The sequence below is a fragment of the Dermatobacter hominis genome (genome assembly GCF_020715685.1).
GTDB lineage: Bacteria > Actinomycetota > Acidimicrobiia > Acidimicrobiales > Microtrichaceae > Dermatobacter > Dermatobacter hominis.
The window spans coordinates 4,023,060-4,038,100 of sequence record NZ_CP085840.1 but is presented as its reverse complement, the minus strand read 5'-3'; the positions used below and the strand labels follow the sequence as shown (position 1 = coordinate 4,038,100).

General features: G+C 73.1%; 9 protein-coding genes. 2 read left to right on the top strand and 7 right to left on the bottom strand.

The genetic code is table 11. The annotated features are described in order from the left end of the window. Positions 1 to 278: 278 nt before the first annotated feature. From LH044_RS18895 to LH044_RS18880, 4 genes are all read right to left on the bottom strand, one after another. Positions 279 to 1,520 (bottom strand): RCC1 domain-containing protein, encoded by a 1,242-nt coding sequence (locus tag LH044_RS18895; protein WP_227757192.1) that lies wholly within the window; start codon positions 1,518 to 1,520, stop codon positions 279 to 281. A 38-nt stretch (positions 1,521 to 1,558) separates the two neighbouring features. Beyond that, positions 1,559 to 4,645 carry a PKD domain-containing protein gene (locus tag LH044_RS18890; protein ID WP_227757191.1) on the bottom strand — a complete coding sequence of 1,029 codons (3,087 nt, stop codon included), beginning with the start codon at positions 4,643 to 4,645 and terminating at the stop codon, positions 1,559 to 1,561. Between the two features lie 142 nt (positions 4,646 to 4,787). Continuing rightward, the gene (locus LH044_RS18885) at positions 4,788 to 8,228 is read right to left on the bottom strand and encodes a beta strand repeat-containing protein (protein ID WP_227760128.1); all 3,441 of its coding nucleotides are present in this window, start codon (positions 8,226 to 8,228) and stop codon (positions 4,788 to 4,790) included. Positions 8,229 to 8,389: 161 nt separating this feature from the next. Continuing rightward, positions 8,390 to 9,406: a YhjD/YihY/BrkB family envelope integrity protein gene (locus LH044_RS18880; RefSeq protein WP_227757190.1), complete on the bottom strand. Its 1,017-nt coding sequence runs from the start codon at positions 9,404 to 9,406 to the stop codon at positions 8,390 to 8,392. A gap of 68 nt (positions 9,407 to 9,474) precedes the next feature. On the opposite strand from LH044_RS18880, the gene LH044_RS18875 reads away from it, so the two are divergent. Further along, positions 9,475 to 9,933 carry a nuclear transport factor 2 family protein gene (locus tag LH044_RS18875; protein WP_227757189.1) on the top strand — a complete coding sequence of 153 codons (459 nt, stop codon included), beginning with the start codon at positions 9,475 to 9,477 and terminating at the stop codon, positions 9,931 to 9,933. 39 nt (positions 9,934 to 9,972) lie between these two features. On the opposite strand, the gene LH044_RS18870 is transcribed toward LH044_RS18875, so the two are convergent. From LH044_RS18870 to LH044_RS18860, 3 genes are read right to left on the bottom strand one after another with little or no spacing between them, the layout of a single operon-like run. Further along, the gene (locus LH044_RS18870) at positions 9,973 to 11,406 is read right to left on the bottom strand and encodes an oxidoreductase (RefSeq protein WP_227757188.1); all 1,434 of its coding nucleotides are present in this window, start codon (positions 11,404 to 11,406) and stop codon (positions 9,973 to 9,975) included. Between the two features lie 10 nt (positions 11,407 to 11,416). Further along, positions 11,417 to 12,403, bottom strand: coding sequence for a dihydrodipicolinate synthase family protein (locus LH044_RS18865; RefSeq protein ID WP_227757187.1), 987 nt, complete (start codon positions 12,401 to 12,403; stop codon positions 11,417 to 11,419). Then, complete coding sequence (locus tag LH044_RS18860) at positions 12,400 to 13,440, bottom strand: Gfo/Idh/MocA family protein (protein WP_227757186.1); 1,041 nt, start codon at positions 13,438 to 13,440, stop codon at positions 12,400 to 12,402. Before LH044_RS18860 ends, LH044_RS18865 begins: the two co-directional genes overlap by 4 nt. 130 nt (positions 13,441 to 13,570) lie before the next feature. Between LH044_RS18860 and LH044_RS18855 the strand changes: the two genes are divergently transcribed. Then, positions 13,571 to 15,031: an aldehyde dehydrogenase gene (locus LH044_RS18855; protein ID WP_227757185.1), complete on the top strand. Its 1,461-nt coding sequence runs from the start codon at positions 13,571 to 13,573 to the stop codon at positions 15,029 to 15,031. Positions 15,032 to 15,041: the final 10 nt, after the last annotated feature.

Genomic DNA, 15,041 nt, shown 5'->3' with positions numbered 1-15,041 from the left:
GAGCGGCACCGAAGAACGTGTGTGGATCACGCCCGCCACGGGCCAGCCCCGCACACGAACGAGCGGCACCGAAGAACGTGTGTGGATCACGCCCGCCACGGGCCAGCCCTGCACACGAACGAGCGGCACCGACGAACACGCGCCGATCACGCCCGCCACGGGCCGCCCCCCGCACACGTTCGGGCGACCCCGGCGATCGCGTGTCGATCTCGGCCTGACCGTCGTGCCGTGCGGGGCGCCACCGGACCGGTGGTGCACCGCACGGGCACGAGCGAGGGTCAGAGGCCGACGACGTTGGTGGGGACCTGCGACGGGTTCGTGTTGCCCGTGCCCAGCTGCCCGTAGGTGTTGGCGCCCCAGCACTGGACGGCGCCGGTGCTGCGCAGCACGCAGGTGTGCGCCTCGCCCCCGGTGACCGCGGTGGCGCCGACCATCGCACCGACCGCGACCGGCGACGAGCTGGCGTCGGTGCCGGCGTCGCCGAGCTGCGAGGCCTCGTCGCGACCCCAGCACCAGACCGAGCCGCCGGCCGCGACGGCGCAGGCGTGGTCCGAGCCCCGACCGATCGAGCTCACGGCCGCCAGGTCGACGACGACCTGCGGCGTGTTCTCCTTCAGCGGCGGGGGCGGCGGGTCACCCTCCTGGGGAGGGGGCGGGAGCACCTGTGCGTTTCCGAGCTGGCCGTAGAGGTTCTCGCCCCAGCACACCGGCCCGAGCCCGCCGCTGCGGGTGGCGCAGCTGAAGCCGCCGCCCGCGACGACGCTGGTGGCGTTCGGCAGGTTGACCACCGCGCCGGCCACGGTGGCGGTGATGAACGTGCCGTTGCCGACCTGGCCGTTCACGTTGGCGCCCCAGCACGAGACCCCGCCCGTGCTGCGGAGGGCGCAGGAGTGCGCGTCACCGGCTGCGACCGCGGTGGCGCCGGTGAGGCCGGCCACGCTGCGCGGTGTCGCGGCCGAGGTGGTCGAGCCGGTGCCGAGCTGGCCGCTGAAGTTGTCGCCCCAGCACACGACCGTGCCGGTGCTCTTCAGCGCACAGGTGTGCGAGCCGCCGACGGCGACCGACGTCGCGCCGGTGAGGTTGTAGACGGTGACGGGCGTGCTCGTCGAGGTCCAGCTGCCGTCACCGAGCTGGCCGTCGGCGTTGTTGCCCCAGCACACGACCGTCGTGTCCGACTTGGTCGCGCACGTGTGGAACCCACCCGCGGCGAGCGACGTGGCGCCGGTCAGGCCGACCACCGAGACGGGGCTCGAGGACGACGTGAAGCTGCCGTTGCCGAGCTGGCCGAAGCTGTTGTTGCCCCAGCACCGCACGGTGCCGTTGGCCCGCAGCGCACAGGTGTGCTGGCGCCCCGAGACGACCTTGGTCACCGCGGAGCTGCCGCCCGGGACGGTCGTGGTCGTCGACGTGGTCGTCGCGCCGCCTCCGCCGTCGGCCGGCGGCGTGCACGCCGCGGTCGCGCCGAGCGCGACCGCGGCGAGCGCCACGGCGATGATCGTCCTCGCACGGTGGAAGGACACGTCGCTGCCTCCTCTGCTGCCGGGGCCGGTGGCCCGGCTCAGGCCCTGTCGTCGATGGTGAAGGCGAAGCCGTACGCCGAGGCCGGGTCCCACCACTGGCCGCCCAGGTACCAGGTCCCGGACAGTCGGGCGGAGTTGGCCGACGGGCTGGACAGCGCCGTGAACACGACCTGCGACGACAGGTTGCCGATCCCGTTCTGCGAGTCGTTGACCGTCACGGTCCCGAGGAAGGAGTTGAACCAGAGGAACCGGTTCAGGTCCACGGTGATCGTGCCCGAGGACCCGCCCGGGCCGACGTAGCCGGCGCTGCCGCCGACCTTCGAGATGCCGAACTCGTCACGGTTGATGTAGAGGTTGCCCGTGGTCGTCCGGCCCTCGTAGGCGTAGTTGCGAGCGCCGTTGAACTGGATCCGGACCCGGTCGGTCACCGTCTGGGGCGGGTCGACCACGATGGTCTCGGTCGCCGTGGAGGTGGCGTTCTTGTTGTCCTTCACCGTGAGGGTGATCGTGTAGGTGCCGGCCGTGGTGTAGGTGACCTGGCTGAGCAGCCCGTTGGCGGTCTGACCGTTGCCGAAGTCCCACTGGTAGCTCACGATCGAGCCGTCGGGATCGACCGAACCGGTCGCGTTGACCGTGACCAGCAGCGGTGCGACGCCCGAGGTGGGCAGCGCCAGCAGCGCCGGCACGGGCTTGGCGTTGGCACCGCTCACGACGATGGCCTGGGTGGCCGAGCGCTGGGCGCCCTTGTCGTCCTTCACCGTCAGCTTCACGGTGTAGGTGCCGGCCGCCGAGTAGGTCGTCGAGGTGGTGGGCCCCGTCGCCGTCTGGCCGTTGCCGAGGTCCCAGGTGTACTGGACGATCGAGCCGTCGGGATCGGTCGACGAGGCGCCGTTGAGGTTGACCAGCAGCGGCGCGGGACCGGCCGTCGGCGAGGCCTGGATGACCGCCGTGGGCAGCTGGTTCGGTGCGACGACCGTGATCGTCGTGCTCTTCAGCGCCGTGGCCCCCTGGTTGTCGGTGACGGTGAGCGTCGCCGTGTAGGTCCCCGCTGCGGTGTAGGCGTGCGTCGGGGAGGGCCCGGTGCCGTTCTGGCCGTCACCGAAGTTCCAGGCGTAGCTGACGATGGCGCCGTCGGCATCGCTCGAGCCGGCGCTGCTCAGCTGCACCAGGAGCGGTGCCGTGCCGGTCGACGGCGTGGCCGAGGCCTGCGCGAGCGGCGCCTGGTTCGGCGGCCGGTTGACGAGGACGGTCGTGTGCGCCGTGCTCGTCGCCCCCCTGTTGTCGGTGATCGTCAGGACGGCGTCGTAGGTGCCGGGGATCGTGTAGCTCGCCGACGCGGTCACCCCGGAGCCGCTCTGGCCGTTGCCGAAGTTCCAGCTGTAGCTGACGATCGTGCCGTCGAGGTCGGAGCTCTCGCTGCCGTCGAAGCTCACGGACAGCGGCGCGGTGCCCGACGTCGGGGTGGCCGCGGCCACCGCCGTCGGAGCGATGTTCGGGTTCTCCGAGACGTCGATGTTCACCGTCTGGGTGCCCGTACCGCCCTGGCTGTCGGTCACGACGAGCGTGACCGTGTAGGTGCCGGCGGTGGTGTACGTGACCTGCGTGGTCACGCCGGTGGCCGTCTGGCCGTTGCCGAAGTCCCATGCGTAGCTCGAGATCGTGCCGTCCGAGTCGCTCGAGCTCGCGCCCGAGAGGTTGACGGTCATCGGGACCGTGCCGACGATCGAGACCACGTTGGCCACGGCGGTCGGGGGGACGTTGGGCTTCGGCGCCACGGTGATGACCTGGGTCGCCGTGTTGGTCGCGCCCTTGTTGTCCGTCACCGTCAGCGTGGCGTTGTACGTGCCCGCCGAGTTGTAGGTGGTCGAGGCATCGGCCGTGGTGGCCGTCTGGCCGTTGCCGAAGTCCCAGGCGTAGCTGGAGATCGTCCCGTCGGGGTCGGACGAGCCGCTGCCGGTGAAGTTCACGGTGAACGGCGCGTTGCCGGACGAGCCCGAGGTGCCGATGGCCGCGATCGGCGGCGCGTTCGGCGGCTCGTTGACGGTGATCGGCACGGTCTTGGAGTCGACGTCGCCGTCGCTGTCGGTGATCGTCAGCTTGGCGTTGTAGGTCCCCGGCGTGCTGTAGGTGGTGAAGGCCGTGGAGCCCGTGCCGGTCTGGCCGTTGCCGAAGTCCCAGGCGTAGCTGGTGATCGTCTTGGCGGCGGTCGAGGTCGTGCCGTTGAAGTTCACGGTCAGCGGCGCGCTGCCGGTCGTGACCGACGGGGTGAAGTCGGCCTTGACGCCCTTGCCGATGATCGGGTTGACGCTGCCGATGAGGACCGCCGTGTTGGTGCCCGACGCGGCCGGAAGGCCGAGCTGGCTGTTGAGCTCGCCGTTGGCGAGGCCGAGCGGGCCGCAGCCGCTGGCGCCCGGGACGCTGAACGAGTTGTTGACCATCGTGGCGACGCCGGTCGAGGCGTCGTAGGGCACGCCGGTGATCGGCGTGTTCGGCGCCGGCGGGTTCGTCGTGCCGGTCGTCAGGGCCAGCGAGATCGGCCCGATGTAGCAGGAGCTGCCGAGGCTGATGCCCGAGGGGCTGCCCTCCAGCTTGACCCGGACCGAGACGTTGACGTTGGCCACACCGGTCAGCGGGTTGAGGTTGCCGGTGGCCGCGGCCGTCGGCTGGATGGTCGCGGTGATGACCGCACCCGATGCCTCGAGGTAGGCCGGCGGGAAGTAGACGCCGCTCTGCGGCACGCTGACGGCGCCCGACGCGGTGATCGTGCCCGCGATCGTCGTGTCCTCCTTGGGCTGGTAGCCCGAGGCGAGCTCGCTGTTGTCGTTGGCGGCGGTGCACTGCGGGTCCGCCGGGAAGTCCGTCGCCCCGTCGTCGTCGTTGTCATCGGCGTCGGAGCACGCCGGCAGCGGCTTGGCCGTCAGATCGAACGACGTCTCCTTGATCGCCATGTTGCCGCCGGTGATCTTCATGTTGAACGGCCCCGGGTTCGACACCGGTTGCGCGTCGGCGCCGAACGGCATGATCGCCAGCACCGCGGCGACGAGCGCCGCAGCCACGAGCGCGACCAGCGCCGGCGTCCCCCTCTTCCTCCGGGCCCCTCCGGGCCCCGTCCCGTTCCTGGTCATCGCACCCATCTCCTGATCCCCGTTCCGCACTGCTTCGATCTCCACTGCCCGCTCCCCGCCGGTGACGGCGGGAGCTTCGAACTCGGACCGGGCCGGGGGTGCGGGATCGCCGCACCCCCGGCCGGTCTCACGTCACCGGCCCTCAGCCGGTGACCCCGTTGTCCCACGTGGTGAAGGCCACGCCGGTGCTCCCGGTGGACCCGACGTTGCCGAGCTGGCCCGTCGAGCCGTTGACGCCGGCGCCGCCGTTGGTGGCACCCGTGCCGAAGGCACCGCCGGTCCCACCGGCACCACCGGCACCTGCTGCGCCGCCCGCACCGCCGGCACCGCCGCCGCCGGTGGTGCTGGTCTGGTTGGTGACGCTCAGCGTGCCGGAGCCGTTGTGGAAGGCCGCGATCGACGGACCGCCGGCACCACCGCCGCCGCCGGAGCCGCCGCGGCCGCCAGCGGCACCGCCGCCGCCACCGCCACCGCCGACGCCGCCGACCGACATGCCGGGACCGCCGTTGCCGCCCTTGCCACCGGTGCCACCGGTGCCACCGGTGCCACCGGTTCCGCCGAGGCCGGTGGTCAGCGTGGTGTTGTCAGCGGTGATGGTCGCGTTGTTGGAGTAGAGGGCGAACGAGCCGCCACCGGCGCTGCCGCCGGTACCGCCGGCGCCACCGCCGCCACCGACACCGCCGGAGCCGCCGGCGCCGGAGCGGGTGGCGTTGGCCCAGCCGCTGCCACCGCCGCCACCACCGGCGCCGATGCCACCGGCACCGCCGGTGCCTGCGTTGACGCCGACGAAGGTGTCGCCGAGGGCACCGAAGGCGGTCCCTCCGGCCGAGCCGGCGCCGCCGGCCGCCTCGTTGGAGGTGCCGCCGCCACCGCCACCGCCGCCGCGAGCGGCGTTGACGCCGGCGATGCCGCCGAGGCCGCCACCGTCGCCGGCGTTGCCGGTGTTGCCGCCCTTCTCACCGACCTTGCCGTTGGCGGTGCCCAGGATGTTCTGGGCCCCGTCGGCGCCCTTGCCCGAGCGGGCCAGGCCGGTCCCGCCGGCGCTCACGCCGCCGGGTGCGACGCCGATGATCGGGTTGCCGGTGGAGGCGATGCCGTTGGCGCCGCCGCTCCCGTTGCCGCCCTGCGAGCCGCCGGCGCCCTGGGCGCCGTCCTGGGCCGTGATGTCGGAGTTCAGGACGGTCACGTTCGAGCCGCTGAGGGCCCGGAGGCCGTAGGCGCTCGAGCCGGCACCGCTGGCGGCGCCGGAGTCGACCTCGACGTCGTCGAGCGTCAGCACCGAACCGTTCGTCGCCAGGACGCCGGTGGCGTTGACGCCGCCCCCGCCCTGGATCGTGATGCCGTCGATGATGGTCGGCGTGGCCTGGCCGTCGGCGATGACGCCGGCGGAGCCGGCGGCCCCGGTGACGACCGCCTCGGTCGCCCCGTCGCCGCCACCGAGCTCGAAGCTCTGGTCGTAGCCGCCGTAGACGTCGATCCCGCCGACGACGGAGAACCCGTCGTAGGCGCCGCCGGCCACGTCGATCCGGACCTTGCCCCGGGCGACGGCGGCGGTGAGCGCCGCGCCGATCGAGTCGAACGGATCGTCGACCGAGCCGGTGCCGGCGTCGTTGCCGCCGTCACGGACCCGCAGGACCAGGTCCTCGGCGGTGATCGTGATCGTGTCGGTGTCGGTGGCGCCGTTGTCGTCGGTCACCGTGAGCGTGACCGTGTAGGTCCCGACGTCGGTGAACGTGTGGGTCGGCGTGTCACCGGTCTCGACGTCGGAGCCGTCGCCGAAGTCCCAGCTGAGGGTGTAGGTCCCGTCCGGGTCGCTCGAGTTGGTGCCGTCGAAGGTCACCGTGAGCGGCGCGTTGCCCGAGGTCGACGAGGTCGCGTTGGCGACCGCCGTCGGGGCCTGGTTCGGGTTGACCACGATGTTCACCGACGTCGCGTCGGTGTCGCCGTTGTCGTCGGTGACCGTGACGGTCGCCGTGTACGAACCCGGGAGCTCGTAGGTGTGCGTCGGCGTGGCCCCGGTGCCGTTCTCGCCGTCACCGAAGTCCCACTCGTACGACACGATCGTGCCGTCGGGGTCGGTCGAGCCGGTGGCGTCGAAGGCGACCTCGAGGGGCTCCTTGCCGGTCAGCGGGGTGCCGGTGGCCTGGGCCGTCGGCGCCACGTTGGCGAGCACGTCGACCGTGACGGGCTGCGTCGTGGTCGCACCGTCGTTGTCGGTCACCGTCAGCGTCGCCGTGTACGAACCCGGCGTCGTGTAGGTGTGCGTCGGGTTCTCGTCCGACGTGGCCGGCGAGCCGTCGCCGAAGGTCCACGAGTACGAGGTGATCGTGCCATCGGCGTCGGTCGTGCCGGCCGAGGAGAAGTCGACCTCGAGCGGCGCCTTGCCGAAGGCCGGGTCGGCCACGGCGACCACGGTCGGCGCCACGTTCGGGGCGGCCACGGTCACGACCACCGACGCCGTGTTGGTAGCGCCGTCGTCGTCGGTGACGGTCAACGTCGCCGTGTAGGTGCCCTGCGCCGAGTAGAGGTGCGACGGGTTCGCCGAGGTGTCGTTCGGCGTGCCGTCGCCGAAGTCCCAGTCGTAGGCGACGATCGAACCGTCGTTGTCGACCGAGCCGGCGGAGGAGAAGATCACGCCGAGCGGCGCCTTGCCGCTGTCGGGCGTGGCGTTGGCCACCGCGGTCGGGGCCTGGTTGGCGTTGACGGTGACCTCGACGGTCGCCGTGTCGGTGTCGCCGTTGTCGTCGGTCGCCGTCAGCGTCGCCGTGTAGGTGCCCGGCGTCGTGTACGTGTGGATCGGCGAGGCGACGGAGGAGTGCGGCGAGCCGTCGCCGAAGTCCCAGTCGAGCGAGACGACGGTGCCGTCGGCGTCGTCGGTGCCCTCAGAGGAGAAGGCCACCGTCACCGGCACCTTGCCGGTCGTGCCCGTGCCCGCGGCGACCGCCGTCGGGGGCTGGTTGGCCGCAACCGAGATCACGAGGGTGTCGGTGTTGGACTCACCGGCGTCGTCGGTCACCGTCAGCGCCGCGGAGTAGAGGCCGGGGGCCGCGTACGCGTGCGTGGGCGCCACGTCGGGCGACGTCGGCGAGCCGTCGCCGAAGTCCCACTCGCGGCTGACGATCGCGCCGTCCACGTCGGTCGAGCCGCTCGAGTCGAAGGTGACCGAGAGGGGCGCCTTGCCGGTGGTGGCGTTGGCCCCGATGATCGCGGTCGGCGGGTAGTTGTCGGGCGGCTCGACGTTGACGAGCAACGTGTCGCTCGCCGTGGCGCCGCCGTTGTCGGTGACGGTCAGCGTCACGGTGAAGGCGCCGCCGGTCACGTAGGTGTGCACGGGGTTGGGGGCGGCCGATGTCGCGCCGTCGCCGAAGTCCCAGACGATGTCGTCGACGAAGCCGTCGGTGTCACCCGAGCCCGCCGAGGAGAACTGGACGAGCAACGGCGCCTGGCCCGACGTCGGGTTGGCGGCCGCCACGGCGGTCGGCGAGAGGTTGCCCCCACCCCCCGTCGTCGGCGGCGTGCACGCCCCCGCTGCCAGCGCCAACGCTCCCAAGAGCGCGACGAAGTAGATGCGGAACCTCATCATCACCCACAACCCCCGATTCACCGCTGCCGGTCCGCTGGAGCGGGCCGACCACCTCGATCTCCCTGAACGAGACGAGGGTCACTCTCGCCGCGAACCGTCCTCGAAATCAAGGACCCGTTCAACATTTTTCTGACGGGCGGTACGAAAATGTACGAACCGCCTCATCGACCCCGGAACAGGGACATGTCGATCGGTGACCACGTGGCCACGCCGCGTGTCCGGCGATCGGTCAGCCCGGCGTTGAGGACGGCGGCGCCGACGATGAGGCGGCCCAGGATGTAGAGCCAGAGCAGCACGACGATCGCCACGCCCAGGGGCCCGTAGGTCTCCGACATCCGCGACACCCGCCCTGCGAAGTAGAAGACCGTGGCTGCGTGGAGCGCCTGGGTGCCGGCGCCGACCAGCACCGCGCCGGGCACGAGCCCGAGCCACGACGTGCCCTCGGCGCGCGGCAGCAGCAGCTCGACGACGAGGTAGATCCCCGTCGCCACCACGCCGATCACGACCGAGGCGAGGATCCCGCCGCCGGGCGTCCGGGCCCGCGCCCACTGGGCGGCGGCCATCATGGCGATGACCAGGGCGACGACGCCGACGCCGACCAGCACGTCGAGCGGGCGGTTGGCCGAGGGCTTGCGCGAGGTGCCCCACGCGAGGTTGTGCACGATCCGCAGCGACTTGATCAGCGTGCGGACCGCGAAGACCGTGGCGACGAGCCCGACCCACAGCGTGATCCAGCGCCCCCGGGCGGCGTTGGCGCCGACGGTCGACATCGTGTCGACGAGCGCCTGCGAGAAGCCGAGCTGATCCGACGCGCCGCGCTCGCTCTCGCTCTCGTGGAGGAACCCCAGCCCGGCGACCAGGATCAGCAGGAGCGGCACGACGAGCAGGAAGAGGCGGAAGGCGATCGCCCCCGCCAGCATGCCGCCCGCGATGCGGGAGTCCCGCTCGTAGAGCTCGAAGCCGGTGTCGATCAGCGGCGTGTCGGGCCGGGCCGCGACGACGCGCTCGACGACGATCCCGACGCGCTCGCGCGTGCCGTCGATGCGGTCCTTCGTCCGCTGGACCCGACGGGGCCCGCCCGACCCGTCGGTGCCGTCCGGTGCGCTCGCATCGGACGCGCCCGCACCCGCCGCGTCGGGCGCCGGGACCGCGCCCTTCCCGTCGGGCTGCTCGCTCACGACCGGATCATCGCACGGGCGCCGGTCGCCACGGTGCTCCCCCGCCGCCGTGGCTAGGGTGCCGCGCCATGACCGACGCCACCGACGACGCTGCGCCCGCCGATCGCGCCGCTCGCAACGCCGAGCTGATCGAGCGGTTCTGGGCCGACCTGTTCCGCCGCGACTTCGCCGCCGTCGGCGCGTGGTTCACCCCGGACGGCAACTACCGCGACGTGCCGGCCCCCGAGGAGGGCGCGTTCGGCCCGGCCGAGGTGGCCGCCCGGCTGCGCCTCGGGCTCGAGCCGCTCGCGGGCTACGAGCACGTGCCCGGTTGGAGCGTCACGGCGCAGGGCGACACGGTCGTGACCGAGCACCGCGAGCACTGGACGTGGGACACCGGCGACGAGGTCGTCCTGCCCTTCGTGTCGATCCACCAGTTCGACGAGGACGGCAAGGTCACGCGCTGGTGGGACTACTGGGACCTCGGCACCCTGATGAACGCCGCCCCCGCCTCGTGGGTCGAGCGGATCATGGTCGGCTACAAGTAGCCCGGCCCGCACGACCGACGCCGTGCCCGACGGCGCGGGCTAGCCGGCCCGCATGCGCCGCTTGACCGCAGCCAGCTCCACCCGCTCGGGGCGCTCCTTGTAGAAGGGGTCGAGCGGGTAGCACCCCGACACCAGGCCGTTGCGCGGCGCCGTGGTGCAGTCGGAGAACGTGCGGCAGACCTTGCGCGGCTGCAGCGATCGGCCGGCGAGGACGTCGGCGGGCAGCTCGGGGTAGCTGAGCACCATCCGCCCGAGGCCCACCGAGTCGACCCAGCCCTGGCGCAGCAGCGCCTGGCCGACCTCGGGCAGGTGCTGCTGCAGGTAGGTGAAGCCGGTGCCGACCACCACGGTCCCCTCGGGTGCCGCGGCCCGGAGGTCCCGCGCCGCGGCCAGCATCACGACCGTGTCGACGAGCGGGTCCCGCGCCGGCAGCGCGCCGTCCGACGGGGGGAACCACGCAGGGCGCTGGACCGCCGGCGCCCAGTACGGGCTCGACGCCGTCGTGCAGACCATGCGCACGCCGGCACCGGCCAGCAGGCGGACGACCTCGACGGCCTCGGTCAGGTCGGGCCGGCCGTCGGGGCCGACCGGACCGAACCCCTCGATCGCTCCGGGGACCGGCTCGACGACCCCGTCGGGTCCTGGGCGGAGCGGGCCCGGGTCGTAGAGGCTGAGCCGCACGCCGATGCCGAGCGCCGGGTGCTCGTCGCGGATGCCGGCGACGACGGTCCGCAGGAAGCGGGTCCGGCCCTCGAGGTCGCCGCCGTAGCGCCCCTCGCGGTCGCGGGCCATCAGCAGCTCGTGGCCGAGGTAGCCGTGGCACGCCTTGACGTCGACGAAGTCGAAGCCGGCCGCCGCCGCAAGGCCGGCGGCGTGGACGAACGTGGCGGCGAGCTCGTCGAGCTCGCCGTCGGACAGCAGCGTGTGCTCGCCCGCGCCCACGCGCTCGTCGAGCACCGGGTCGAGCCGCGCCGTGCGCGGCGCGGGTTCGCCGTCGGGCCGCGACCAGCGACCCGAGTGCGTGAGCTGCAGCCCGACCACCGGCGCGACCCCGACCTCGGCGGCGGCCTCGACGAGCTCCGTACGCAGGCCGGCGACGTCCTCGGCCGTGTGGTCGGCCATCACCAGCTGGTTCGGGTTGGCGCGGCCGTCGTGGCGGACCGCAGCGGCCTCGCCACCCCAGACGAGCCCGGCCCCCGACGAACCGAACCGCCGCCAGCGGCGGCGCACCAGGTCGCTCGGCGCGCCGTCGCGCTCGGCGTCCCAGCCCTCCATCGGCAGGATGGCGAACCGGTTCGGGGCGACGAGCGGGCGGGCGGCATCGGCGATCGCCAGGGGCTGCGCGAGGTCGGCCGACGGGTCGATGACGTCGTCGACGGGCAGGTCGAGGCCCAGCGCAGCCAGCCGCTCCCGGAGCTCGGCCGGCGTCCCGTACTGCTTGATCTGCGGGTGCTCGAGGCGGCGTGCGCTCATCGTCGGGCCCTCATGCCGGCAGCACGCCGAGGCGGTCGGCGATCTCGGCCAGGATCGGCAGGTCGGTCGCCGGGCGCTCGGGCGCGCCGGCCTGGGTCTGGTCGCCGTCGATCCAGCCCCGCAGCCGGAGGAACTGCGCGGCCGAGTGCTTGTAGGCCGGCACCGGGCGGCGGAAGGCGAAGCGCCCGAGGTACTGCAGGTCGTCGTTGAGCTGGTGGAACGTTGGGTCGCCGGCGGCCCAGCGGCGGTCGCGCTCCGCGAAGAGGTCGGGGGCGAACGTGGTGATGCCGAGCAGGTAGTCGCTGCCGTAGCAGACCATGTCGACGGCGAGGTCGTTGCCGGTCAGCACGAGGAAGTCGGGGCGGAGCTCGTCGCGGAGCCGGAGCCGGTCCCACTCGGGCTCGCGCGACAGCGACGAGTGCTTGGCCCCCACGCAGGTGGGAATGTCGAGCACGGCGCGGCAGGCGTCGAGCCCGAGGATGCGCCCGGCGGGGTGGAACTCGGGCGACAGCTCGAAGCCGAGGAAGCGCTCGCAGCGCTCCCCCACCCGCGCCCACGCCTCGACCACCTCGTCGTCGGCGAGCTCCGCCAACCCGTGGGACGGGAAGAGGATCGGCGTCGCTCCCGCCTCCTGCAGGCGGTCGACCTCGGCGTGGAGGGCGTCGGGGTCGAAGGGGTCGCCCGGCAGGTCGGCGACGTGCGCGCCGGCGACCACCTCGCCCGCCACCGCGTCGCGCGCCAGGCGCAGCAGCTCCGCCCTCGCCTCGCCGGTCAGCGTCGGACCGAAGCCGGTGTCCATGTTGATGGCGGGGACGAGCCCGGCCTCGACCGTGCGGTCCAGGTGGGCGAGGAACCCGTCGACGTCGGGCGTGTCGGGGTCGGAGAACGGCAGCAGCACGGCGGACATGCCCGTGATGCGCCGGCCCGGCCGGAGCAGGTCGTACGGCGGCGTCGCGCCCTCGGCCCGGTCCCCACCGTCGATCATCCGGTCGCTCATGCCGTCCCCCAGCCGCTCGCCGCCGCGGCGGCCTGCAGGGCCAGCGCCGTGACGTCGAACGCGTGGTCGCGCGCCATGAACCGCTCGCCGCCGTCGGCCCGGTCCGCGAGCAGGTCGCGTGCCCACGTCGCCTCGGGGACCTCGTCGTCGCGGTGGACGCCCCGGTGGTCGGTGATCCAGACCGCCGCCGGCTCGTGCTGGCCGTCGTCGCCGACCGCGATCCGCACCTCGAGCCGGCCGTCGGTGCCGGTGATGACCAGGCGGGTGTCGCCCCAGGTGGGGAACCCGTCGGGCTCGAGGAAGTCGATCCGGTGGTGCCCCCGGACGCCGGGCGCGGCCAGCACCAGCTCACCGACGTCCTCGAACCCGGCTCGCGCCGGATCGTCGCCCCAGTCCCGCGTCGAGCCGGCGGCCGACGCCACGACCTGCACGTCCGCGGCGTCGGCGCCGGTGGCGGCGAGGAAGTGGTCGACCTGGTGGGTGCCGAGGTCGACGACGATGCCGCCGGCACGCTCCCGGTCGAAGAACCACGCGGGCCGCTCGTCGGGTGAGAGCCGGTGGGGTGCGGACGCCTCGACGTGCACGACCCGCCCGATGGCGCCGGTGCGCGCCAGCTCGACGGCCCGCAGCACCGCCGGGTTGGCGTAGCGCTCCGAGAACAGCACCCACCACCGCCGGCCCGATGCCGTCGCCGCGCCGCGGACGCGTGCCAGCTGCGCCGCCGTGGTCACGCCCGGCTTCGCCGACAGCACGTCCTTGCCGGCCTCGAGGGCGGCGACGGCGACGTCGGCCCGGTCCGCGGGGACGCCGGCCAGCACGACCACGTCGACGCGCGGGTCCGACAGGACCGCCTCCGCGCCGACCGGCTCCGAGGAGGCCTGCCAGGTGCCGTAGAGGTCCGCGAGCGAATCGGAGGCCGACGCGTGCGCCACGGGCGTGCAGCCCGCGGCGACCAGCCCGTCGACCAGCTCGAACACGTGCAGGTGCTCGATGCCCACCACCCCGATGCCCACCGGTGTCGCCGTGCCCGCTGCCACGTGCGCACGGTAGTTGCGCCGGGCCGCCGAGGCGGAAGGCGTCGGCATCCGGCGGTCCGCCGCGGCGTCGATCTGACGGGGGGTCAGGTACGCTGCGCGGACCGAACTTCCGTCCGAGGGGGACCGATCGATGACCGACTACAAGCAGCTCTACATCGGGGGCGAGTGGGTGGATCCCGCCGGCTCCGATCGCTTCGAGGTCGTGAACCCCGCGACGCTCGAGGTCATCGGGAGCGTCCCCGAGGGCACCAAGGCCGACGTGGACCGTGCGGTCGCCGCCGCCCGGGCCGCGCTCGAGACGGGCCCGTGGGCCGGTGCCACGAAGGCCGAGCGCCTCGAGGTCATGCGGTCGCTGCAGGCCAAGCTGCTCGAGGCCTCCGACGAGCTGGCCAACCTGGTGACCGACGAGGTCGGCGCCACGATCCTGTTCTCGCACTTCGGCCAGATCGGCGCCACCAACATGGTGCTCGACGCCTACGTCAAGGTGCTCGAGGAGTTCGAGTTCGAGGAGCTGCGCCAGGACATCCTGGGCCCAGCGATCGTGCGCAAGGAGCCGGTCGGCGTCGTCGCCGGCATCATCCCCTGGAACGTGCCCCTCTTCATCTCGATGCTGAAGTTCGCGCCGACGCTCGCGTCCGGCTCGACGATGGTCCTCAAGCCGGCCCCCGACACGCCGCTGTCGGCGTTCCGCTTCGCCGAGCTGGCGCAGGAGGCCGGCGTGCCGGCCGGCGTGCTCAACATCGTGCCGGCCGACCGCGAGGTCAGCGAGTACCTCGTCCGCCACCCCGACGTCGACAAGGTGTCGTTCACCGGCTCGACCGCCGCCGGTCGCAAGATCGGCGCCATCTGCGGCGAGCAGCTCAAGCGCTGCACGCTGGAGCTCGGTGGCAAGTCGGCGGCGATCCTGCTCGACGACGTCGACATCGACGGCATCGCCGACGAGCTGCTCTCCGCCGGCATCATGAACAACGGCCAGGCCTGCGTCGCCCAGACCCGGGTGCTCGCCCCGCAGTCCCGCTACGACGAGATCGTCGGCGTGCTCACCGAGAAGATGGCGGCGCAGGTGGTCGGCGACCCGACCGACTTCGGCACCAACGTGGGCCCGCTCATCAACGAGGCGCAGCGCGATCGGGTCGAGGGCTACATCCAGGTCGGGGCCGACGAGGGCGCCCGCGTCGCCGTCGGCGGCGGCCGTCCCGGGACCGACCAGCAGGGCTGGTTCGTCGAGCCGACGCTGCTCGTCGACGTCACCAACGACATGCGCGTCGCCCAGGAGGAGATCTTCGGACCGGTCGTGTCGGTCATCTCCTACGACGACGTCGACGACGCGGTGCGCATCGCGAACGACTCCGACTACGGCCTGTCCGGGTCGGTGTGGGGGGCCGACGTCGACGCCGCGCTCGACGTCGCCCGCCGGGTCCGCACCGGCACCTACGGCGTGAACATGTACGGCATGGCGTTCGGTTCGCCGTTCGGCGGCTACAAGCAGTCCGGTCTCGGCCGGGAGCTGGGCCCGGAGGGCCTCGAGGAGTTCCTCGAGTACAAGACGATCAACCTGCCGGCCGGCACGGAGCCCGAGCTCAAGTACTGAGCGACCCGCC